This window comes from Burkholderia ambifaria AMMD (genome assembly GCF_000203915.1).
Lineage (GTDB): Bacteria > Pseudomonadota > Gammaproteobacteria > Burkholderiales > Burkholderiaceae > Burkholderia > Burkholderia ambifaria.
Genome location: NC_008390.1, coordinates 1,764,888 through 1,783,896 on the forward strand (window position 1 = coordinate 1,764,888; position 19,009 = coordinate 1,783,896).

At 68.6% G+C, this 19,009-nt stretch carries 14 protein-coding genes; 11 read left to right on the plus strand and 3 right to left on the minus strand.

Features of this window, described 5'->3' with window-relative positions; all coding sequences use genetic code 11:
- Nucleotides 1-117: 117 nt before the first annotated feature.
- The 5 genes from BAMB_RS08050 (at nucleotide 118) to BAMB_RS08070 (ending at nucleotide 8,887) form a co-directional block, all read left to right on the plus strand.
- The gene (locus BAMB_RS08050; RefSeq protein ID WP_011656881.1) at nucleotides 118-555 is read left to right on the plus strand and encodes a hypothetical protein; all 438 of its coding nucleotides are present in this window, start codon (nucleotides 118-120) and stop codon (nucleotides 553-555) included.
- 491 nt (nucleotides 556-1,046) lie between these two features.
- Complete coding sequence (locus tag BAMB_RS08055; RefSeq protein ID WP_227739443.1) at nucleotides 1,047-2,123, plus strand: ABC transporter substrate-binding protein; 1,077 nt, start codon at nucleotides 1,047-1,049, stop codon at nucleotides 2,121-2,123.
- A gap of 57 nt (nucleotides 2,124-2,180) precedes the next feature.
- Complete coding sequence (locus BAMB_RS08060) at nucleotides 2,181-5,906, plus strand: hybrid sensor histidine kinase/response regulator (RefSeq protein WP_041491168.1); 3,726 nt, start codon at nucleotides 2,181-2,183, stop codon at nucleotides 5,904-5,906.
- Nucleotides 5,907-5,969: 63 nt separating this feature from the next.
- Nucleotides 5,970-8,552 (plus strand): EAL domain-containing protein, encoded by a 2,583-nt coding sequence (locus tag BAMB_RS08065; RefSeq protein WP_011656884.1) that lies wholly within the window; start codon nucleotides 5,970-5,972, stop codon nucleotides 8,550-8,552.
- 122 nt (nucleotides 8,553-8,674) lie between these two features.
- The gene (locus tag BAMB_RS08070) at nucleotides 8,675-8,887 is read left to right on the plus strand and encodes a hypothetical protein (RefSeq protein WP_006753449.1); all 213 of its coding nucleotides are present in this window, start codon (nucleotides 8,675-8,677) and stop codon (nucleotides 8,885-8,887) included.
- Between the two features lie 334 nt (nucleotides 8,888-9,221).
- Here the strand turns inward: BAMB_RS08070 and BAMB_RS35230 are convergent, their stop codons facing one another.
- Nucleotides 9,222-9,656 carry a hypothetical protein gene (locus BAMB_RS35230; protein ID WP_127456343.1) on the minus strand — a complete coding sequence of 145 codons (435 nt, stop codon included), beginning with the start codon at nucleotides 9,654-9,656 and terminating at the stop codon, nucleotides 9,222-9,224.
- Between BAMB_RS35230 and BAMB_RS08075 the strand changes: the two genes are divergently transcribed.
- The 5 genes from BAMB_RS08075 to BAMB_RS08095 all read left to right on the plus strand — a co-directional run bounded on the left by BAMB_RS08075 (nucleotide 9,655) and on the right by BAMB_RS08095 (nucleotide 14,492).
- Nucleotides 9,655-10,845, plus strand: coding sequence for a CaiB/BaiF CoA transferase family protein (locus BAMB_RS08075; RefSeq protein ID WP_011656885.1), 1,191 nt, complete (start codon nucleotides 9,655-9,657; stop codon nucleotides 10,843-10,845). The genes BAMB_RS35230 and BAMB_RS08075 overlap by 2 nt on opposite strands.
- Before the next feature lie 21 nt (nucleotides 10,846-10,866).
- On the plus strand, nucleotides 10,867-11,829 hold the full coding sequence (locus BAMB_RS08080) for a hydroxymethylglutaryl-CoA lyase (protein WP_011656886.1): 963 nt from the start codon (nucleotides 10,867-10,869) through the stop codon (nucleotides 11,827-11,829).
- Nucleotides 11,830-11,854: 25 nt separating this feature from the next.
- Entirely contained in the window at nucleotides 11,855-12,238 is a 384-nt protein-coding gene (locus BAMB_RS08085) for a VOC family protein (RefSeq protein ID WP_011656887.1), read from the plus strand.
- Between the two features lie 373 nt (nucleotides 12,239-12,611).
- Nucleotides 12,612-13,439: an alpha/beta hydrolase gene (locus BAMB_RS08090; RefSeq protein WP_041491169.1), complete on the plus strand. Its 828-nt coding sequence runs from the start codon at nucleotides 12,612-12,614 to the stop codon at nucleotides 13,437-13,439.
- A 159-nt stretch (nucleotides 13,440-13,598) separates the two neighbouring features.
- A complete protein-coding gene (locus BAMB_RS08095) occupies nucleotides 13,599-14,492 on the plus strand; it encodes a LysR family transcriptional regulator (RefSeq protein ID WP_011656889.1) in 894 nt (297 codons plus the stop codon).
- 67 nt (nucleotides 14,493-14,559) lie between these two features.
- Here the strand turns inward: BAMB_RS08095 and BAMB_RS08100 are convergent, their stop codons facing one another.
- On the minus strand, nucleotides 14,560-16,017 hold the full coding sequence (locus tag BAMB_RS08100; protein ID WP_011656890.1) for an MFS transporter: 1,458 nt from the start codon (nucleotides 16,015-16,017) through the stop codon (nucleotides 14,560-14,562).
- A gap of 454 nt (nucleotides 16,018-16,471) precedes the next feature.
- Nucleotides 16,472-17,665, minus strand: coding sequence for a hypothetical protein (locus tag BAMB_RS08105; RefSeq protein ID WP_227739441.1), 1,194 nt, complete (start codon nucleotides 17,663-17,665; stop codon nucleotides 16,472-16,474).
- A 213-nt stretch (nucleotides 17,666-17,878) separates the two neighbouring features.
- On the opposite strand from BAMB_RS08105, the gene BAMB_RS08110 reads away from it, so the two are divergent.
- Nucleotides 17,879-18,979, plus strand: coding sequence for an NAD(P)H-dependent flavin oxidoreductase (locus BAMB_RS08110; protein WP_011656892.1), 1,101 nt, complete (start codon nucleotides 17,879-17,881; stop codon nucleotides 18,977-18,979).
- Nucleotides 18,980-19,009: the final 30 nt, after the last annotated feature.

The following is a 19,009-nucleotide window of genomic DNA, read 5'->3' on the forward strand; positions in this document are numbered from 1 at the left end:
CAAATGGATACCGCGAACGACGCGCCGACGTTGCAGACTACGCAGCGTACCGGCCCGGCGATATGCTCACTGGCATCGCCGCATGCCGCCCGACGCTCACCCGATTCGCGGAGTTCCATGAAGTTTCCCACGCTGCTGACGCTCGGCTGTGCGGCCACGCTGCTTGCCGCCTGCAACCTGCTCCACGATGGCCCCGGCTCGAGCGACGTCGACGCCGCGGTGCGCCGCGCGCTCGAAGCGGAAAACCACGGCGGCCTGAACGCGCTGTTCGGCCAGCCGCTGCCCGTGTCGGCCGACGTGATCTCCGCGAAGCCCGACGGCGACTGCAGGAAAATCCGCGAGCGCACTTACACGTGCGATGTCGTGGTCACGTGGCGCAATACCGACTACGCGCCGTCGCGAGCGAACCTGACGTTCGTGCAGGCCGCCGATGGATCGTGGCAGACCTCGGGCGTCGACGCCGCCATCGCGACCGGCGCCGCCAAATCGCTGATCGACAAGATCGGCAACGCATGGCCCGGCAATGCGGCCAGCGGCGCATCGGCGCCGCGGTAAGTCGTCCATCGCGCCGGGTCGCATCTTCTCGCACCATCTCCCGAATTTTCCGATTCGCCGCCACGACGGGCTCCGGCGCGCTCGAACCGGTTCCGGCAACAACGCCCCGCATTGACGACCATATCGAAATTCCGCGAGCGTAATTCCGGCGCCGCCGTGGCCCGCACGCGTCGGGTTGCTGCGGTGCAAGGCCCGCCACAAACGGCGTCGTTCGCTCCTCGCCTTGCAGTCCTAATAGATGCAATCTATATATATGACTAATTGACGCGTACACGGCAACGGCGCGGCGCACCATCAAATCGACAAAACCGGGTGCCGAAGGGGAACCCAGCATGGACGAGAGCGAGTCTGTCGCACGGATGTGTTGGGGTACCTCGTCTTCGAACGTGTTGCAGGGGCTTGCCCGTCAGGGCTACCGACGCACACTTGCGCTCATCGCATGCTGCGCCGCGATGGCCGGGCCCGGCGCGTGCGTCGCGGCGGAGCCCGGCGTGAGCGACGACACGATCCGCCTGGGCATGGTCAACGCGCAGTCGGGCAATTCCGCCGGGCTCGGACGCGGTCTGCTGATGGGTGCGCAAGCCGTATTCGACGACGTGAACGCGCGCGGCGGCGTGCACGGCAGAAAGATCGAGCTCGTGGTCGCGGACGATCGCTACGAGCCCGAGCGGACGGTTGACGACACGCTGGAGATGATCGAGCGGCGCAACGTGCTGGCGCTGTTCGGCTATGTGGGCACGCCGACGACCACCGCGGTGCTGCCGATCATCCGGGACGCCGGCATTCCGCTCGTCGGCACGTTCAGCGGCGCGATGGCGCTGCGCCGGCCGGTCACGCCGGAGGTATTCAACATCCGCGCGAGCTACGAAGACGAAACGCGCGCGCTGGTCGAGCGGTTGCTCGCGCACGACCACGCCAAGCGTTTCGCGGTGTTCTACCAGGACGACGGCTTCGGGCTCGCGGTGCTGGCGGGCACGCGCCTCGCGCTGCAGCGTCATGGCCTCGACGTCGTCGCGACGGGAACGTTCCGGCGCGGCACCACGGCCGTCGACACCGGCCTGGCGGCCGTGCTCGAAGGGCGGCCGGACGTCGTCATCATGGTCGGCCCGTATACGCCGGTGGCCGCGTTCATTCGCGCGGCGCACCGCGAAGGGCTGAACGCGCGGCTCGCGGCGGTGTCGTTCGTCGGCACCGACGACTTGCTGCGCCTGCTCGGCGAAGAAGGAAACGGCACGCTGATCTCGCAGGTCGTGCCGCTTCCGCAGAACGAGCGCCCAATCATCCGCGACTGCGTCCGGCTGATCGAGCAACGTTTTCCGGGCGAACGGGCCGGTGTGGTGCACATCGAGGGCTGCCTCGACGCGAAGATCGCGCTGATCGGGCTGGAGCGCGCGGGCCCGGCGCCGACCCGCGCGACGCTGAAGCAGGCGCTCGAATCGATCCGGCATGTCGATCTGGGCGGCCTGGTGGCCGAGATGAATGCCGACGACCATCAGGCGTTCGACGACGTGTTCCTCACCGAAATCGCACACGGCCGCGTCACGCCGCTCGACGCACCGGCCAGATAACCGGCGGGACGGCCGCGCGCTGGCCGTCCGATTGGCCATCCCATCCTGGAGGGCTGCATGGACATCAAGGCGAAGCTCGTCACCAGCACCAGCCTGATGCTGCTCGGCGCGGTGGCGATTGCCATGACCAGCCTGATCGCCGTGCACGGTATCGCATCCGGCGTGCGCACGCTGACGACGGAATCGCTGCCGCTGCAGATGCACAGCAACGAGCTGCAGCGCGCGTACGCGGAACTCGCGGTGAATTTCGGCGAGCTCGAGCGGGCGCGGGACGCATCGGAGCGCGAGCAGTCGTCGTCGGAGATCGACACGCAGTTGCAGCGCATCGCGCGCATCACGGCGGCCGTGCGCGCGATCGACGGGCACGGCGGCATCGACGCGCCGTCCGCCGACCTGCGCACGATGCTCGGATCGATGAACGAAGGCGTCGACAAGCGCCTGCGGGGCGACGCGCAACTCGTCGCCGAACGCCAACTGATCGAACGCGTGCAGGCACGGGGCACCACGCTGCTGGGCGAGATCGGCAAGGAAACCGAACGACTGGGCGCCGACGCCGATGCCCGGGTGAACGACGCGCTCGCGGCCAATAACGCCTACAACCGGACGATTCATGCGCTCGACCAGGTCCGGACGAATGTCAAGGACGTCACGGCCGTCGCCAGCCGCGTCGACGTCGCGCCGAACCGATATCGGCTCGCGCCGCTGCGCGAGCGCATGCAGGCGTCCGTCGACGGCGCGCGCAACGCGCTCGCGATCGCGGCGCCGAACCTCGATGCCGCGACCGCGCAGGGCGTCACGAGCGCGCTCGGGCGCGTCGCGGCCGACATCTTCGACGGCAACGACGGGCTCGTCGCGCTGCGCGCCGGCATGTTCGCGCAACCGGCCGTCACGACGCGCTACCGCGCGAAAGAGGACCAGGTGCTGCGCGCGCTCGACGCGCTGGATGTGAAGCTCGCGGAGATCGCCGATCCATTCGCGTTGCGGATCGTCGCTGCGCGCCAGCGCCTCGACGAAGCGATCGCGTTCCGGGCGCGAGCCGCGCGGATTGCGTCCCTGTCGGCCGCCGTGAACGGCGGCATCAACGCACTGGCGTTCCAGCTGCGCATGGTCGCGCACAGCGAGACGGCCGAGCGTCTGCAGCACGCCGACGCCGAGCTGCACAAGCTTGCCGGCGCGCTCGCGCAGTCCGCGAGCGCACTGCGCGACGACCTCGTCACGGACGGGCAGGGCAACGCGAACCGCGCGCAGGCGGTGGTCGCGCTCACCACGGAACTCGCGGGCGCCGCGCGCCGCATCGTCGCGGTGAAGTCGGACATGCTTGCCAACGACGTGGCGATGCAGCGCATCGTCGCGGACGTCGACACCACCGCCAATCGCCTCGCGGCCTATACGGAACAGCAGGCGGTGCGCGTCGATCTGCAACAGCGCGGCATCGTGTCGGATGTGTACCGGGCCGTGACGAGCGCGTTCCTGATGATCGTGGTGGTCTCGTTCCTGCTCGCGATCGGCGGGTTCGTGATCAGTCATCGGCTCGGCACGTCGATCGCGCGCCCGCTGTCGAGCCTGACGCGCACGATGGCGCGCATCCGCAGCGGCAGCGACCTGTCGCTGCGCATGTCCCACAAGGGCCGCGACGAAATCGCGGCGCTGATCGCCGGCTTCAACATGATGCTCGACGAAATCGAGCGGCGCGACGTCGATCTGCAGGCCGCGATCGCGACGGCCGAAGCCGCGAATTCCGCGAAATCGGATTTTCTCGCGAGGATGAGCCATGAGATCCGCACGCCGATGAATGGCGTGCTCGGCATGACCGAGCTGCTGCAGCGCACGCGGCTGACGTCGAAGCAACGCAAGTTCGTCGACACCGTGTATCGATCCGGCCAGACGCTGCTCGTCATCATCGACGACATTCTCGATTTTTCGAAGATCGAGGCGGGCAAGCTGACCTTGGAGCGCATCGATTTCAACCTGCATCAATTGCTCGACGACGTCGTCGCGCTGATGGAGCCCAATGCCCAACGCAAGGAGCTCGAGCTCGTGTACCAGCGCGCCGATTCCGTTCCGCAGCGCATGCGCGGCGACCCGGTCCGCCTGCGCCAGATCCTGACGAACCTGCTCGGCAACGCGATCAAGTTCACCGAGCACGGGCACGTCGCGCTGAGCGCCGCGTATTCGGACGACGGGCGCATCGTGTTCAAGATCGCCGACAGCGGCATCGGCATCGCGCCCGATGTCGCCGCGCAGTTGTTCCGGCCGTTCCAGCAGGCCGACAGTTCGACCGCGCGCAAATACGGCGGCACCGGCCTCGGGCTCGTGATTTCCCGCCAGCTCGCCGAGATGATGGGCGGCACGCTCGCGCTCGACTCGACGCCCGGCAAGGGCTCGGTATTCACCGTGACGACGCCGTTCGAGCCGGCATCCGGCGAGGTCGGCGTCGCGGCACACGGAAGGCCGTCGCTCGCCGGCCTGCGGGTGCTGATCGTCGACGACAGCGAGACCGATCGCAGCGTGCTGCTCGAACATGCGATCGAATGGCACCTGTGCGTCGCCTCGGCGATCGGCGGCGACGATGCGCTGTCGCAGTTGCGGGCCGCCGTCGCCGACGGTGCGCCGTTCGACCTCGCGATCATCGACGTGCGGATGCCGGGCATGGACGGCATCTCGCTCGTGCAGCACATCCGCCGCGATCCGGCGCTGCGTGCGCTGCGGATCATCACGCTGACCGCGTTCGAGATGATGGACAGCATCCAGGTCGCGCACGAACTCGACATCGCCGCCCGGCTGACGAAACCGCTCCATGGCAACGATCTCTATACGGCGATCGCGGCGGCGGCGGTGCACGTGATGCCGCCCCGGCTGGCGTCGGCCGCTCCGGTGTCGGATGAAGCCGGGGCGGACCCGGGCAGGCCGCTCGACGAGATCGCCGCGCGCGTGCTGCTGGTGGAGGACAACGCGGTGAATCAGCAGATCGCGCTCGCGATGCTCGAAGACACCGACTATCGGGTCGCCGTGGCCGACGACGGCGAGCAGGCATTGAAGATGCTCGAGCAAGACGCGTTCGACGTGGTGCTGATGGACTGTCAGATGCCGGTGCTGGACGGCTTCGAGGCGACGCGGCGGCTGCGGCGGCGCGAAGCCGAAGCCGGCGCGCCGCGCCTGCCGGTCATCGCGCTGACGGCCAATGCGCTCAGCGGTGACCGCGAGCGCTGCCTGGCCGCCGGCATGGACGACTATCTCGGCAAGCCGTTCCGCCGCGACGCGTTGCTGCAGACGCTCGCACGCCATGTTCGCGGCGGCGCACACGTGTCGGCCGCCGCGAGCGAAAACGCGGAAGCGGTGGCCCGGACCGGTATCGAAACGAACCTCGAAGCGAGCATCGAAACGCGTCCCGCAACGAGCGCGGCAGCGGCCGCCGATCCGGACGAGGACGCGAACGTGATCGACCGCAAGGCGCTCGATGCATTGCGCGCGCTCCAGCGGCCCGGTCGCCCGGACGTGCTGACGCGGATCATCGATCAATTCACGATGGACGCGCCGCGGTTGATTCGCGACATGCACGCGGCGGTCGAAGCGGGCGATGCCGACGCGCTGAAGCTTGCCGCCCATACGCTGAAATCGAGCAGCGCGAACGTCGGTGCGCATCTGCTGTCGGCCCGCTGCCGCGAGATCGAGCGGCTGGCGCGCGCCGCCGACGTGACCGCGGCCGTCGAGCTCGTCGCCGGCACGGATGCGGAATTCGAACAGGCGCACGCCGCGCTGATCGCGGAGCGCGTCGAAAGTTGACTGGCCGCCGGCCGATCGCCACTGCGATCGCGAAGCGACAGATACAGGAACAGGAGGACGGTCGTGAACCACGAACATGCCGATTTGCCGGCGATTCTGATCATCGATGACGACGCGATGACGCGGATGCTGGTCGTGGAAACGCTGGAGCCCGACGGTTTCCGCGTCGAGGAAGCGACCGGGCCGCAGGAAGGCATCGAAGCGTTCCTGCGTCATCGTCCCGCCGTCGTGCTGCTCGATGTCGAGATGCCCGGCGGCGACGGCTTCGACTGTTGCCGCGCGCTGCGCGCGTTGCCGGAAGGCCGCCGCGTGCCGATCGTGATGCTCACCGGCAACGACGACGACGCATCGATCGCCAGCGCGTTCGACGCCGGCGCGACCGATTTCGTGTCGAAACCGATGCGATGGAAGCTGCTCGGCTACCGGATCCGGTATCTGCTGCGCGCGGCCGCGGCGGTCGAAAAGCTGGCGACCACCGAGGTCAGCCTCACGCATGCGCAAGCGCTCGCGCATGTCGGCAACTGGGAATTCCAGGCGGGCCGCACGGACGGCTACTGGTCGCCGGAGCTGTACCGGATCCTCGGGCTCGACGCGGCGCACGCGCCGCCGACGTTCGAGCGGCTGCTGCAGGCCGTGCCGGCCGACGAACAGCCGTTGCTCGTGCAGTCGTTCACGAGCCTGCGCACCGAAGGCGTGCCGTTCTCGCTCGAGCATCGGCTCGTTCACGCGGACGGCACCGAGCGCTGCGTGCTGCATCAGGCGGAGTCGGGACGCGATCCGAACCACGCGATCATCCTGCGCGGCATCGTGCAGGACATCACCGAGCGCAAGATGCAGCAGGGCCGCATCGAATACCTTGCCAACCACGATGCGCTCACCGGCCTGCCCAATCGCAACCTGCTGAGCGACCGGATGGAGCAGGCGATGTCGCAGGCGCGCCGCACCGGGCAGCTGGTCGCGGTGATGGTGCTCGACCTGGACCGCTTCAAGCACATCAACGACAGCTTCGGCCACTCGGTCGGAGACGGGCTGCTGCGCGTCGTCGCCGCACGGCTGAAGCGCTCCGTGCGCGACGGCGACACGGTCGCGCGGCTCGGCGGCGACGAGTTCGTCGTGATGCTGGTCAACCTGGCGACGCAAGCGGACGCGGACGTGATCGCCCGCAAGATCCTCGACACCTTCATCGAGCCGTTCACGCTCGACGAACACGACCTGCACGTGACGACCAGCGTCGGCGTGAGCCTCTGTCCGACCGACGGCACCAACGCCGAAACGCTGCTGAAAACGGCCGACGCCGCGCTCTATGCGGCGAAGGAACACGGGCGCAACTGCTACCGCTTCTATACGCGCGAACTGGGTGCGCGCGTCGAGGAGCAGACCATCCTCGAGAACGCGCTGCATCAGGCCGTCGCCAACCACGAGCTCGAGCTGTACTACCAGCCGAAGGTCGATCTCAAGACCGGCCAGATCAGCGGCGTCGAGGCGCTGATTCGCTGGCGGCGGCCGGGGATCGGCGTGATTCCGCCCGACCGCTTCATCCCGATCGCCGAAGACTGCGGGCTGATCTTGCCGATCGGCGAGTGGGTGTTGCGCACCGCGTGCATGCAGGCCGTCGCATGGCGCCGGGAAGGCCATCCGCCGATCCGGATCGCCGTCAACCTGTCGGCGCGCCAGTTCCGGCAGCAGGACGTGGCCGCCATGGTGCGCACGACGCTCGAGGAGACCGGCCTGGCGCCGGACTCGCTCGAACTCGAACTCACCGAAAGCGTGCTGATGCAGGACTGCAACGCGATCGCGCACACGCTGCGCGAACTGAAGGCGCTCGGCGTCGTGCTGTCGCTCGACGACTTCGGCACCGGCTATTCGAGCCTGTCGTACCTGAAGGACTTGCCGATCGACGTCGTCAAGATCGACCGGTCGTTCCTCGACGACGTCACCACCAGCGCCGAAGGTGCTTCGCTGACGCGCTCGATCATCGCGATGGCCGAATCGCTGCACATGGAGACGGTGGCCGAGGGCGTGGAGACCGAAGCGCAGCTGTCGTTCCTGAACCGGCATCGCTGCCATGCGATGCAGGGCTACTACTTCAGCCATCCGGTCACCGGCGATGAAATCGCCGACATGCTGTCCGCCGGCTCGCAGCTTCCCGAGCACTGCCGGCAGCGCGAATTGCTGCACCGGACGCTGCTGCTGGTGGACGACGACCGCGAGGTGCTGCGCAGGCTCAGGCAGGCGCTCGGCCGCGACGGCTACGAGATTCTCGACACCACGGATCCCGACGAAGCGCTCGTCCTGCTCGCGCAGCATCGCGTCGGCGTGATCGTGTCGGATTTCCGGATGCCGAGCCTGTCCGGCATCGACCTGCTGCAGCGGGTAAAGGCGCTGTACCCGGACATCGTGCGTATCCTGCTGTCGGGCTACGGGGAAGGGGAGTCGCTCGCCGACGCGGCCGGCAACGGCTCCGTCCAGAAATTGCTGATCAAGCCGTGGGATGTCGCGCTGCTGCGCAAGCATATTGCGGAGTCGTTCCAGCGGTTCGAGCACAGCTCGCTGCAGAGCCGGGTGGGGCTCGGCGCGGGCCATCTCGGCATTCATCCGTCTCCGCTGAGGGCCGTCGACGTGGCGCAAGCGCCTGGGCGGACTTGAGCGGCGGCGGGTGGGTCGACCGATAAAAGGGGTACGACTGAGTGATGTTCGGTATGCCGCCGCGGATATAGGGAAAACCCTTATTTTTCGTTATAATGTCGGCCTAGAAGAAAGGTCGAACCATGCCAGAACGTTTCCAACCCCTTGAAAAATTTGTGTTTTCCCTGGTCGTGATGTCCGCGGTCGTCTGCTCCGCCTTCCTGGCGTACGAGCGTCATCCCGAGATCAAGATCGCGCTGCACGAAGGCGAAGCGCTGATGCGCGAAAGCGCCAAGTATTCGGTCATCTGCTCGCCGTCCAAGGTTGATCCTTGCGTCGAGATGTCCGCTTACTGACGCCTGGCCGTCTGCTGACAACTCCACACTGATTCCCGTCGACGCGCGGCCGATGGCCGACACGCGTCGGCGGCGTACATCGCGCACCCGCGCGCACCGGTTCGGGGTGCGCGTCGGCTGAATACCGTCTCCCGCGGTTGTCCGATTCCGCTGCGGCGAGTTGTCCGTAACGCGGCGTTGCGTCTACGCGCGGCCGATGGCCGACACGCGTCGGTGGCGCGCATCGCGCACCCGCGCGTACCGGTTCGGGCAGCGCGTCGCCTCAATACCGTCTCCCCGGTTGTCCGATCCCGCTGCGGCGAGTTGTCCGCAACGCAGCGTTGCGTCTTTCTGTCTACGCGCGGCCGATGGCCGACACGCGTCGGTGGCGCGCATCGCGCACCCGTGCGCACCGGTTCGGGCAGCGCGTCGCCTCAATACCGTCTCCCCGGTTGTCCGATCCCGCTGCGGCGAGTTGTCCGCAACGCGGTGTTGCGTCTTTCTGTCTTCCTGTCTTGATGTCCGCCGAGCCGGCGCGTCGCTGCCGACGCCAGGCGCGCCGGGCGGCCGCGCAACGGCAACGATTCTGCCCACGGCGCGCGTAATCGGGCTTGCGCATTGCGCGAGCGCACTTTCCCGCGCGGAAAGGCGGCGCGGCGTTCTCCGGGTTCTCCGCCTTGCATGCCTTTCCGTTCGGGAAAGGCTGGTTGAGCATCGATCGATTTTCGCCGGGCGCGAACGCCGTCATGATCGCCGTCATCGACAACACGATTTCATCGGAGACAGTCATGACGCGACCCCTGGACGGTATCCGCGTGCTGGAACTCGGCCAACTGATCGCCGGGCCGTTCGCGGGCCGGATGCTCGCCGAATTCGGCGCGGACGTGATCAAGGTCGAGCCGCCCGGCGTCGGCGACCCGCTGCGCAAATGGCGGCTGCTGCACGACGGCACATCGGTCTGGTGGGCCGCGCAGTCGCGCAACAAAACGTCGCTCACGCTCGACCTGCGCACGCCCGAGGGGCAGGACGTCGTGCGCCGCCTCGTCGCCGAGACCGACGTGCTGATCGAGAACTTCCGGCCCGGCACGCTCGAGGGCTGGGGGCTCGGCTGGGAGACGCTGTCCGCGATCAACCCGGGGCTCGTGATGTTGCGCGTGTCGGGCTTCGGGCAGACCGGCCCGTATCGCGACCGGCCCGGCTTCGGTGTGATCGCCGAGGCGATGGGCGGGCTGCGCCACCTCACTGGCGAACCGGGTCGCACGCCGGTGCGCGTCGGCGTGTCGCTCGGCGATTCGCTGTCGGCGCTGCACGGCGTGATCGGCATCCTGCTCGCGCTGCGGCATCGCGAGTTGCAGGGCGGCAACGGGCAGGTCGTCGACGTCGCGCTGTACGAATCCGTCTTCAACATGATGGAAAGCCTGCTGCCCGAATACTCGGCATTCGGCGCGGTGCGCGAGGCGGCCGGCAGCAGCCTGCCCGGCATCGCGCCGACCAACGCGTACCGTTGCCGCGACGGCAAATACGCACTGATCGCCGGCAACGGCGACAGCATCTTCCGGCGCCTGATGGAATTGATCGGGCGTCCCGACCTCGGCGGCGATCCCGCGCTCGCGCACAACGACGGGCGCGTCGCGCAGGTCGCGCGCATCGACGCGGCGATCGGCGAATGGAGCGCGCGGCACGACCTCGACGACGTGCTCGCCGCGCTGAACGACGCGCGCATCCCGTCCGGGCGCATCTACGACGTCGCCGACATCGCGGCCGATCCGCATTACCGCGCCCGCGACATGATCGTCGACGCCGCGCTGCCCGACGGCACACCCGTGCTCGTGCCGGGCATCGTGCCGAAACTCGGCGCGACGCCGGGACGCATCGAGCGTCCCGCACCCGCGCTCGGCGCCGATACCGAGGCGGTACTCGAATCGATCGGCATCGATACTGCGACGCGCGACGCGTGGCGCACGCGCGGCGTGATCTGAACTGGCCAGCAGAGCGACGACATGAGCCAGCACCCCCAACGACTCTATATCCACGAAGTCGCGACACGCGACGGTTTCCAGAATGAAGCGGCGTTCGTCGACACCGACGACAAGATCGCGCTCGTCGACGCATTGAGCGCGTGCGGTTACGCGAAGATCGAGGTCACGTCATTCACGTCGCCGAAGGCGATCCCCGCGCTGCGCGACGCCGAGGCCGTGATGCACGGCATCGTGCGCGCGCCGGGCGTCGTCTATACGGTGCTCGTGCCGAACGTGCGGGGCGCGCAGCGCGCGCTGTCGTGCGGCGTCGACGAGGTAAACCTCGTGATGTCGATGAGCGAGAGCCACAACCGCGCGAACCTGCGGATGAGCCGCGAGCAGTCGTTCGCCCAGCTGCGCGACGTGATCGACGCGGTGCGCGGCACCGGCGTCGCGATCAACGTGTCGCTGTCGACCGCGATGGGGTGTCCGATGGAAGGCGACGTGCGCGACGAAACCGTGCTCGCGTGGATGCAGCGCTTCGCGGATCTCGGCGTGCACGGTTTCACGCTGTGCGACACGACCGGCATGGCGTATCCGTCGCAGGTGCGCGCGCTGGCCGAACGCGCGCGCGAACGCTTCGGCGCGCTGCAGCTCACACTGCACTTTCACAACACGCGCGGGATGGCGCTCGCGAACACGCTCGCCGCGCTCGACGCCGGCATCGAGCGCTTCGACGCGTCGCTCGGCGGGCTCGGCGGCTGTCCGTACGCGCCGGGCGCGACCGGCAATGCATGCACCGAGGAACTCGTGCACATGCTCGCGCTCGACGGCTACGATACCGGCATCGATCTCGCGGCCGTGCTCGCCGCGGCCGCACGGCTGCCCGCGCTGATCGGGCATGACGTGCCGAGCCAGATCCTGAAGGCCGGGCGCCGCTCGGACCTGCATCCGGCACCGCGCGCCGAAGCCGGCGACATGCCGGCGCAGCGGGCTTTCTCGTGAACAGTCGTCAACAGGAGCGAATCACATGGCGCTGATCGACCACCTCGACCATCTCGTCCTGACTTGCGTCGATCCGGAGCGGACGAAGCATTTCTATACCGAAGTGCTGCAGATGCAGCTCGAAACCTTCGGCGCGGGCCGGCTCGCGTTCCGCTTCGGCAACCAGAAGATCAACCTGCACGTGCGCGGCGCGGAGTTCGAGCCGAAGGCGCACGTGCCGGTGCCGGGCGCGCTCGACCTGTGCTTCATCGCGTCGGTGCCACTCGACGACGTGATCGCGCATCTGGGACGCGTCGAATGGCCGATCGTCGAAGGGCCCGTCGAACGCACCGGGGCGACGCAGAAGATCCGGTCGGTGTACGTGCGTGACCCGGATTTGAACTTGATCGAGATCTCTGAATTGATTTGAGGGGCTCGTCGGGGCGCTTGGTCGTGTTGCTTTGTCGTGTTGCTTCGTCGTTTGCTTTGTCGCGTTGCTTCGTCGTGCCGGTTTGCCCGCTTGCTCGTTTGCTCGCTGACTCGCTGACTCGCTGACTCGCTGACTCGCTGACTCGCTGACTCGCTGACTCGCGCGGCGGCACGACGTGCCCGCCGCGCGGCAGTCCTCCGCCGAAAGCGGACAGGCGCACGCCGCAGCCGCCGATTCCGGATAGCCGGCCCCGGTCACGCTGCGGATAATGGTGCAACGGCGCCGGCCCGTCCGGCGCCTTCGCCGCGGGCACCGCGAATCCCGCGTAATCCGCCTATCCGCGTATTCGCCTATCCGACCGGACGCTTTCCGAATGACGATCCTCTATCGTGGCATGGACCGCGCGGCGCTCGACGCTGCCTACCTCAACACGAGAGCCATTGCCGATTTCCCGGCCGTGCTCGCATCGTGCCAGGCACGCAGCAGGGCGCTTTACGACGCGACGCCCGGGCAGCGCGACGTCCATTACGGCGCGCGCCCCGCGCAGCGCTTCGACTGGCTGCGCTGCGGCCGGCCCGACGCGCCGCTGTTCGTGTTCATTCACGGCGGCTACTGGCAGCACTGCGCGAAAGAGGATTTCGCGTACGCGGCAGCCGGGCCGCTCGCGCGCGGCTTCGACGTCGTGCTCGCGGAATACACGCTTGCCCCGGCCGCATCGATGACCGACATCGTCGGCGAGATCGGCGCGTTGCTCGACTACCTGTCGATCGATCCCGACGGCATCGGCACCGCAGGACGGCCGATCCACCTGAGCGGTCACTCGGCGGGCGGCCACCTGACGGCCGTGCATCGCGCGCATCCGGCCGTCGTGTCGGCGCTTGCGATCAGCCCGCTCGTCGATCTCGAACCGATCTCGCTGTGCGTGCTTAACGACAGACTGCAGCTCACCGCGCACGAAATCGCCGCGTACAGCCCGCTGCGTCATATCGGGCCCGGCGCGCCGACCGTCGTCGCGGTCGGCGCGGCCGAGTTGCCGGAACTCGTACGCCACGCCCACGAATATGCGCACGCATGCGAGGCGGCCGGCGAGCGGATCGCGCGCGCGTGGCTGCCCGGCATGCAGCATTTCACGGTGCTCGACGATCTCGCGACGCCCGACAGCGCGATGCTCGCCGCGTTGCAGGCGATCGCGCCGCGCTGAGCGCGACGTATTGCGCCGATTCGTACTAATCCGCACGAATCCGCACGGCTTCGCCCCGAGTCACACCGGTTCGCGCCGCGCGCGGCCGGGCGTATGATCGGCATCGGGCCGGTCCGGTGCCGTTCGTCCGCGCCGCATGGCTTTTGCAAGGACCTCCTCATGGTGAACCCGCTTCATTTCGATCTGCAGTCGCTGCGCGTGTTCGCGCTCGTCGCCGAGCACGGCAGCCTGACCAAGGCGGCCGAACACGGCCAGCTCACGCTGTCCGCGGTCAGCAAGCGGATCGCCGAGCTCGAGAGCGTGACCGGCAGCGCGCTGTTCGTGCGGCATGCGCGCGGCGTCGAGCTGACGCCGGCGGGCCGCGCGCTGCTCGAGCATGCGGCGAAGGTCATCGAGCAGGTCAACCGGATGGCGCACGAGATGAGCGACTACGTCGCCGGCGTGCGCGGCCACATTCACGTGTGGACTAACACGTCGGCCATCGTCCAGTTCCTGCCGGCCGATCTCGCCGCGTTCCTCACCGACAACCCCGGTATCAAGGTCAGCCTCGAGGAGCGGCTGAGCCACGAGATCGTCGACGCGCTCGGCTCCGGCAAGGCCGATCTCGGCGTGTTCGCGGACAACGTGCCCGCGCCCGGCATCGAACGGCGGCTGTACCGGCGCGACGAGCTCGTGCTGCTCGTGCCGCGCGGGCATCGCTTCGCCGCGCACGACAGCATCCGCTTCGCGGATACGCTCGATGAAGACTACGTCGGCCTGAGCGACGGCAGCTCGCTGCTGGCGCGAATGACCGACGCCGCGTTTGCGGCCGAGCGCTCGCTGAAGCTGCGCATCCAGGTATCGAATTTCGACGGCGTGAGCCGGATGATCGAGGCCGGCCTCGGGATCGGCGTGCTGCCGCGCGACGCGGTGACCGGCGAGCGCGCGGCGCGGCTCGGGGTCGTGAAGCTCGACGATGCGTGGGCGACGCGCACGCTGTGGGTCGGCGTGAAGGCCGGCACCGTGCTGACCACCGACATCGCGAAGCTGTTCGATTTCATGTCGGCACGCTGAACGAGCGGAACGCGCCGCACGCGAAGCCCGGGGCGCGCATGCGCACGCCCCGGCGCAGCGCGCCGCGTCATACCGGGTTGATGTCGTCCTGGCTGCGCCGCGTGGTCAGCGGCCCGAGCACGCGCAACGTGACGGCGACGATGCCGAGCGCGACCGAGATCACACCGAACATCGCACCCGCGCCGTGTGCGACCAGCACCGGCAGCAGCACGAACGGCAGCGCGCCGCTGACGATGCGCGACAGGGCGTACGTGCTGCCGATCGCAGTCGAGCGTACGCGCGCCGGGAAAATCTCCGCCTGGTACACGTGATAGGCGTTGCTGAACACGTTCGACGCGCAGGTCGTCAGGAAACCGAAGCAGACGATCAGCGTCGTATTGCCCGAATACGCGAAGCACAGCCCGAACGCGGCGATCGACAGGATCGACACGATCACGAGCGTGCGTCGCTCGATCCAGTTCAGCAACGGAATCGACAGCAGCGAGCCGATCGGATAACCGATGAACGACAGCGCAATGAACAGCGTGCTGTCCGTCACGTCGAAACCGCGGCTCTTGACGACCGTGCCCGCGAGCGTGCCGAAGCCGTAATAGCCGAAGCCCTGGAGCAGGTGGAACACCGCCAGCATCAGGTAGCGCGCGCCGTAGGGCCGGCGGCGCAGCAGCGCGATGCGCTCGCCGAGACTCAGCGGCCGCTGCGGTTCGACCGACGCCGCGAACTGCTCGGGCGCACGCACGCCGGCGCTCTCCGCGAAGCGCCGCGCCGCGGCATGCGCCTCCGCCGTGCGGCCCTGCGCGAGCAGCCAGCGGGGGCTCTCCGGCAGCCGGTGCTGGATCAGCAGCACGTAGACGGCACCGAGGCTGCCGATCGCGAGAATGATGCGCCAGCCGGCCACGCCCGCGACGTGAAGCGGGTTCAGCCATAGCGCGAGGAAGCCGACCAGCGGCACCGCGACGTATGAAGTCGTATAGGCCCACGCGGCGAGCCGCCCGCGCTTTTCCTTCGGCAGGATTTCCGACAGAAAGCTGTCGGCGACCGGGTAGATCGCGCCGACACCGATGCCCGTCAGGAATCGGCATGCCACCAGCATGTCGGCATTCACCGAGAACGCGCCGATCAGCGAAAACGCGCTGTACCAGACGAGCGTCATCAGGAACGCCTTGCGCCGTCCGATGCGGTCCGCGAGGCTGCCGAGACACATCGCGCCGACGAACATCCCGATGAATGCCGATGCCAGCAGCAGCTTGAAATCGGCGCTTTGCCGGCTTAGCCCGTATTCGTTCTGCAACGCGGAACCGATCGTGCTGACGAGGAAGATCTCGTACATGTCGAAGAACAGCCCGATGCCGATCACCCAGACGACGAACCGGTGCAGCGCACCGACCGGCAGATCGTCCATGAATTCGCCGAGCGTGATGGCGCGGGCGGGCAGGGCCGTCGCATCGGCGCCGGCCCGGGCCGCGGGCGGTACGGCGGACGCGGGATCTCCTGCGGTGCCGCCAAGGTCGAGGGATTGGCTGTTCATCGTGTCTCCTGATTATCGATTTGCCGTGGCGCGACGCCCGGCCGTTCGCGGCCGGCCCTGTGGGCCCGCTCGCACGACGCGACGCACGTGCCCGCCAAGCCCGTGAAAGGCCGGATGCGCGGGGGGCGCCGATCGTCCGAAACATGGTGGGCGAATTTGCGCGGCTCGATAATTGCGGATGCCTCAAGCATCCTTTCCTGCGCAGAAAGGCTGCGGAACGCCCGCGGGCCGGGCGTCGGACGGTGCGGCGGCCGCTGCGGGAACACGAGGGCAGGGAAAACCATCGGTGGTGTGGCGCGTGTCTGGCGCTTCGTGATGCCGTCGCGCGCGGTTCGGTATCGGCCAGGTTGGCCTGGCGTCGCACAACCGAGCTGCGGTTTTGGGTTCCCGCGTTCGTCGGCATTCGTCGGCGTCCAGCGATCGATCGAGCGCATAGGGCGCACATTGTTGCCGCTCATGGCGACGCGCACGGATCGGAACGCCCGGCCGTCGCGGTCGCATCAGCATCAGCACCGGCACCGGCACCGGCATCAGCAGCGGCATTGACATCCGCCCCGCCACCGCCGCCAGCATCGCCTCCGGCGTCGCCCCGTTCACCCCGGACCGTATCGGACGCAACAGCCTGCAACCTTGCCGCCAGGTCGGGCGCGATGCCGAGTTGCGCGGCCGCTTGCTCGCGCGGGCCGAAGGTTCGGACGTCGACGCCGGCGATCTGCTGGAACAACACGAGCGCGCTCAGGTAAGCGCCCGACACGCCCGGATGCAGATAATCGGGCCGCGAGATCGGCGGGTCGTTCCGCGCGCGCATGCCGTACCACAGCAGCGGCGCGCCGGACCGCACATACGGGTCGGGATCGGCAACACCGGTCTCCCATGCGCGCTGCCACGCGCGGCCGACCGGCGCGACCGCGGCGATCGACGGATCGGTGCGGCGCGCGCGATCGAATGCATTGCGATACGCGGCGACGATGTCGGCGAGACGCTCGACGTAGCGTGCGTGAAAACCGTCACTGCCCGGCTCGCCCGCGAGCGCTTTCGCGAGATCGGCGCGCGGCCAGGTTTCATACAGATAGACACGCGCTTGCGGCGCCGCCGCACGAATGCCGCGGGCCAGCTTCGCGACGCTCGCACAGAAACCGGCCGGATCGCTCGCGCGGCTGTGCGTGAGCGCGAACGGCAGCGGCTTGGCGCTCAGCTCCTGCAGAACGACCGCATCCCACGTGGGCCGATCGATCACGTCCGATGCAACGCGGGCATGTTTCGCGAGACTCGTCGCCGACATCGCCTCGAGGTGCACGTCGTAGTCGAGCCCGGCTTCGACGGCAAGGCGCGCGAAGATACCCGGAATTCCGCCCCACGGGCCCGGCTCGCGTTCCGCGCGGGCATCGGTCCGCCCGAAGTTTTCGTCGACGACCTGCGCGGTGCCCCCGACGCCCTGGCTGCGGGCGCGCATTGCGCCGTACGAACGCACGGGCGCGTAACGGCCGTGTGTGAGGCTGTCGCCGACGAACAGGATGCGCCGCGGCGCGCGGACCGCCGGCACGTCCGCGGCAAACGCGGCCGTCGCCGGCCCGGCGATCAGCAACACGGCGATGCACGTCCGCGCGCAACGCGCGACCAGGCAAAGGAACAAGGGTATGGCAGGCATGTCGGTCATCTCGGGGTTCCGGAAGGACGCGTGGCCGCAGTATTTCACGAAGCGGCGCGACGGGGCATCTGCCGTTCGGCCGACTTGGAGGCCGTTTCCCGGTCCGCTATCCTGAGCGCTGGATTTCAGAAACGCCGGTCCGCCGGCCGCCCCGCGTGCCACCCGCGGCACGCTTCCCGTTTGCGCTCGCGCCGCCCACAGGAGACGCACGACATGATTCCCTCGACCGACAACCGGACGCTGTTGCGCACCCTCGGCATCCGCACCCCGATCATCCAGGCGCCGATGGCCGGCGTCAGCACACCCGCGCTGGCGGCAGCCGTGTCGAATGCGGGCGGCCTCGGCTCGCTCGGCGTCGGCGCGACGAACGCCGACGGCGCGCGCAAGATGATCCGCGACACGCGCGCGCTCACCGACCGGCCGTTCAACATCAACCTGTTCTGCCACCAGCCGGCCCGTGCCGACGCAGCCGTCGAACGCGCATGGCTCGACTGGCTCGCGCCCGCATTCCGCGAACACGGCGCGACGCCGCCGGCGTCGCTGTCGGAGATCTATACGAGCTTCGTCGCGGACGATGAAATGCTCGCGATGCTGGTCGAAGAAAAACCGGCCGTCGTGAGCTTTCATTTCGGCTTGCCGTCCGACGAGGCAATCGCGATGTTGAAGCGCGCGGGCGTCACGCTGTTCGCGACCGCGACGAATCCCGACGAAGCCCGGCAGATCGCCGCGGCCGGCATCGATGCGATCGTCGCACAGGGCATCGAGGCCGGCGGGCACCGTGGCGTGTTCGACTCGACGGCGCACGACGCTCGGCTCGGTACGTTCGCGCTCACGCGTCTGATCGTGCGCGAATGCGCGCTGCCGGTGATCGCCGCCGGCGGCATCATGGACGGTGACGGCATCGCCGCGGCGCTCGCGCTCGGCGCGCAGGCCGCGCAGCTCGGCACCGCCTTCGTCGCGTGCCCGGAGACATCGATCGATGACGGCTATCGCCGCGCGATCCTCGGCGACGCGGCGCGCCGCACGACGTTCACGAGCGCGATCTCCGGCCGGCTCGCGCGCGGCCTCGCGAACCGGCTGACCGCGCTCGGCGACGATCCGCACGCACCGGCCACGCCGGCCTATCCGATCGCGTACGACGCCGGCAAGGCACTGCATGCGGCCGCGAAGGCGAAAGGCGAGTTTGGCTACGGTGCACAGTGGGCCGGGCAGGCGGCGCCCCTCGTCCGGTCGCTGCCGGCGGCTGAGCTGTTCGCGACGCTCGAGCGCGAGACGCGAGCGGCCATCGCGCGGTTGCAGCACGTGCTGGACTGATTCCCGGGCCCGCGCCGCGCGCCGCGGGCT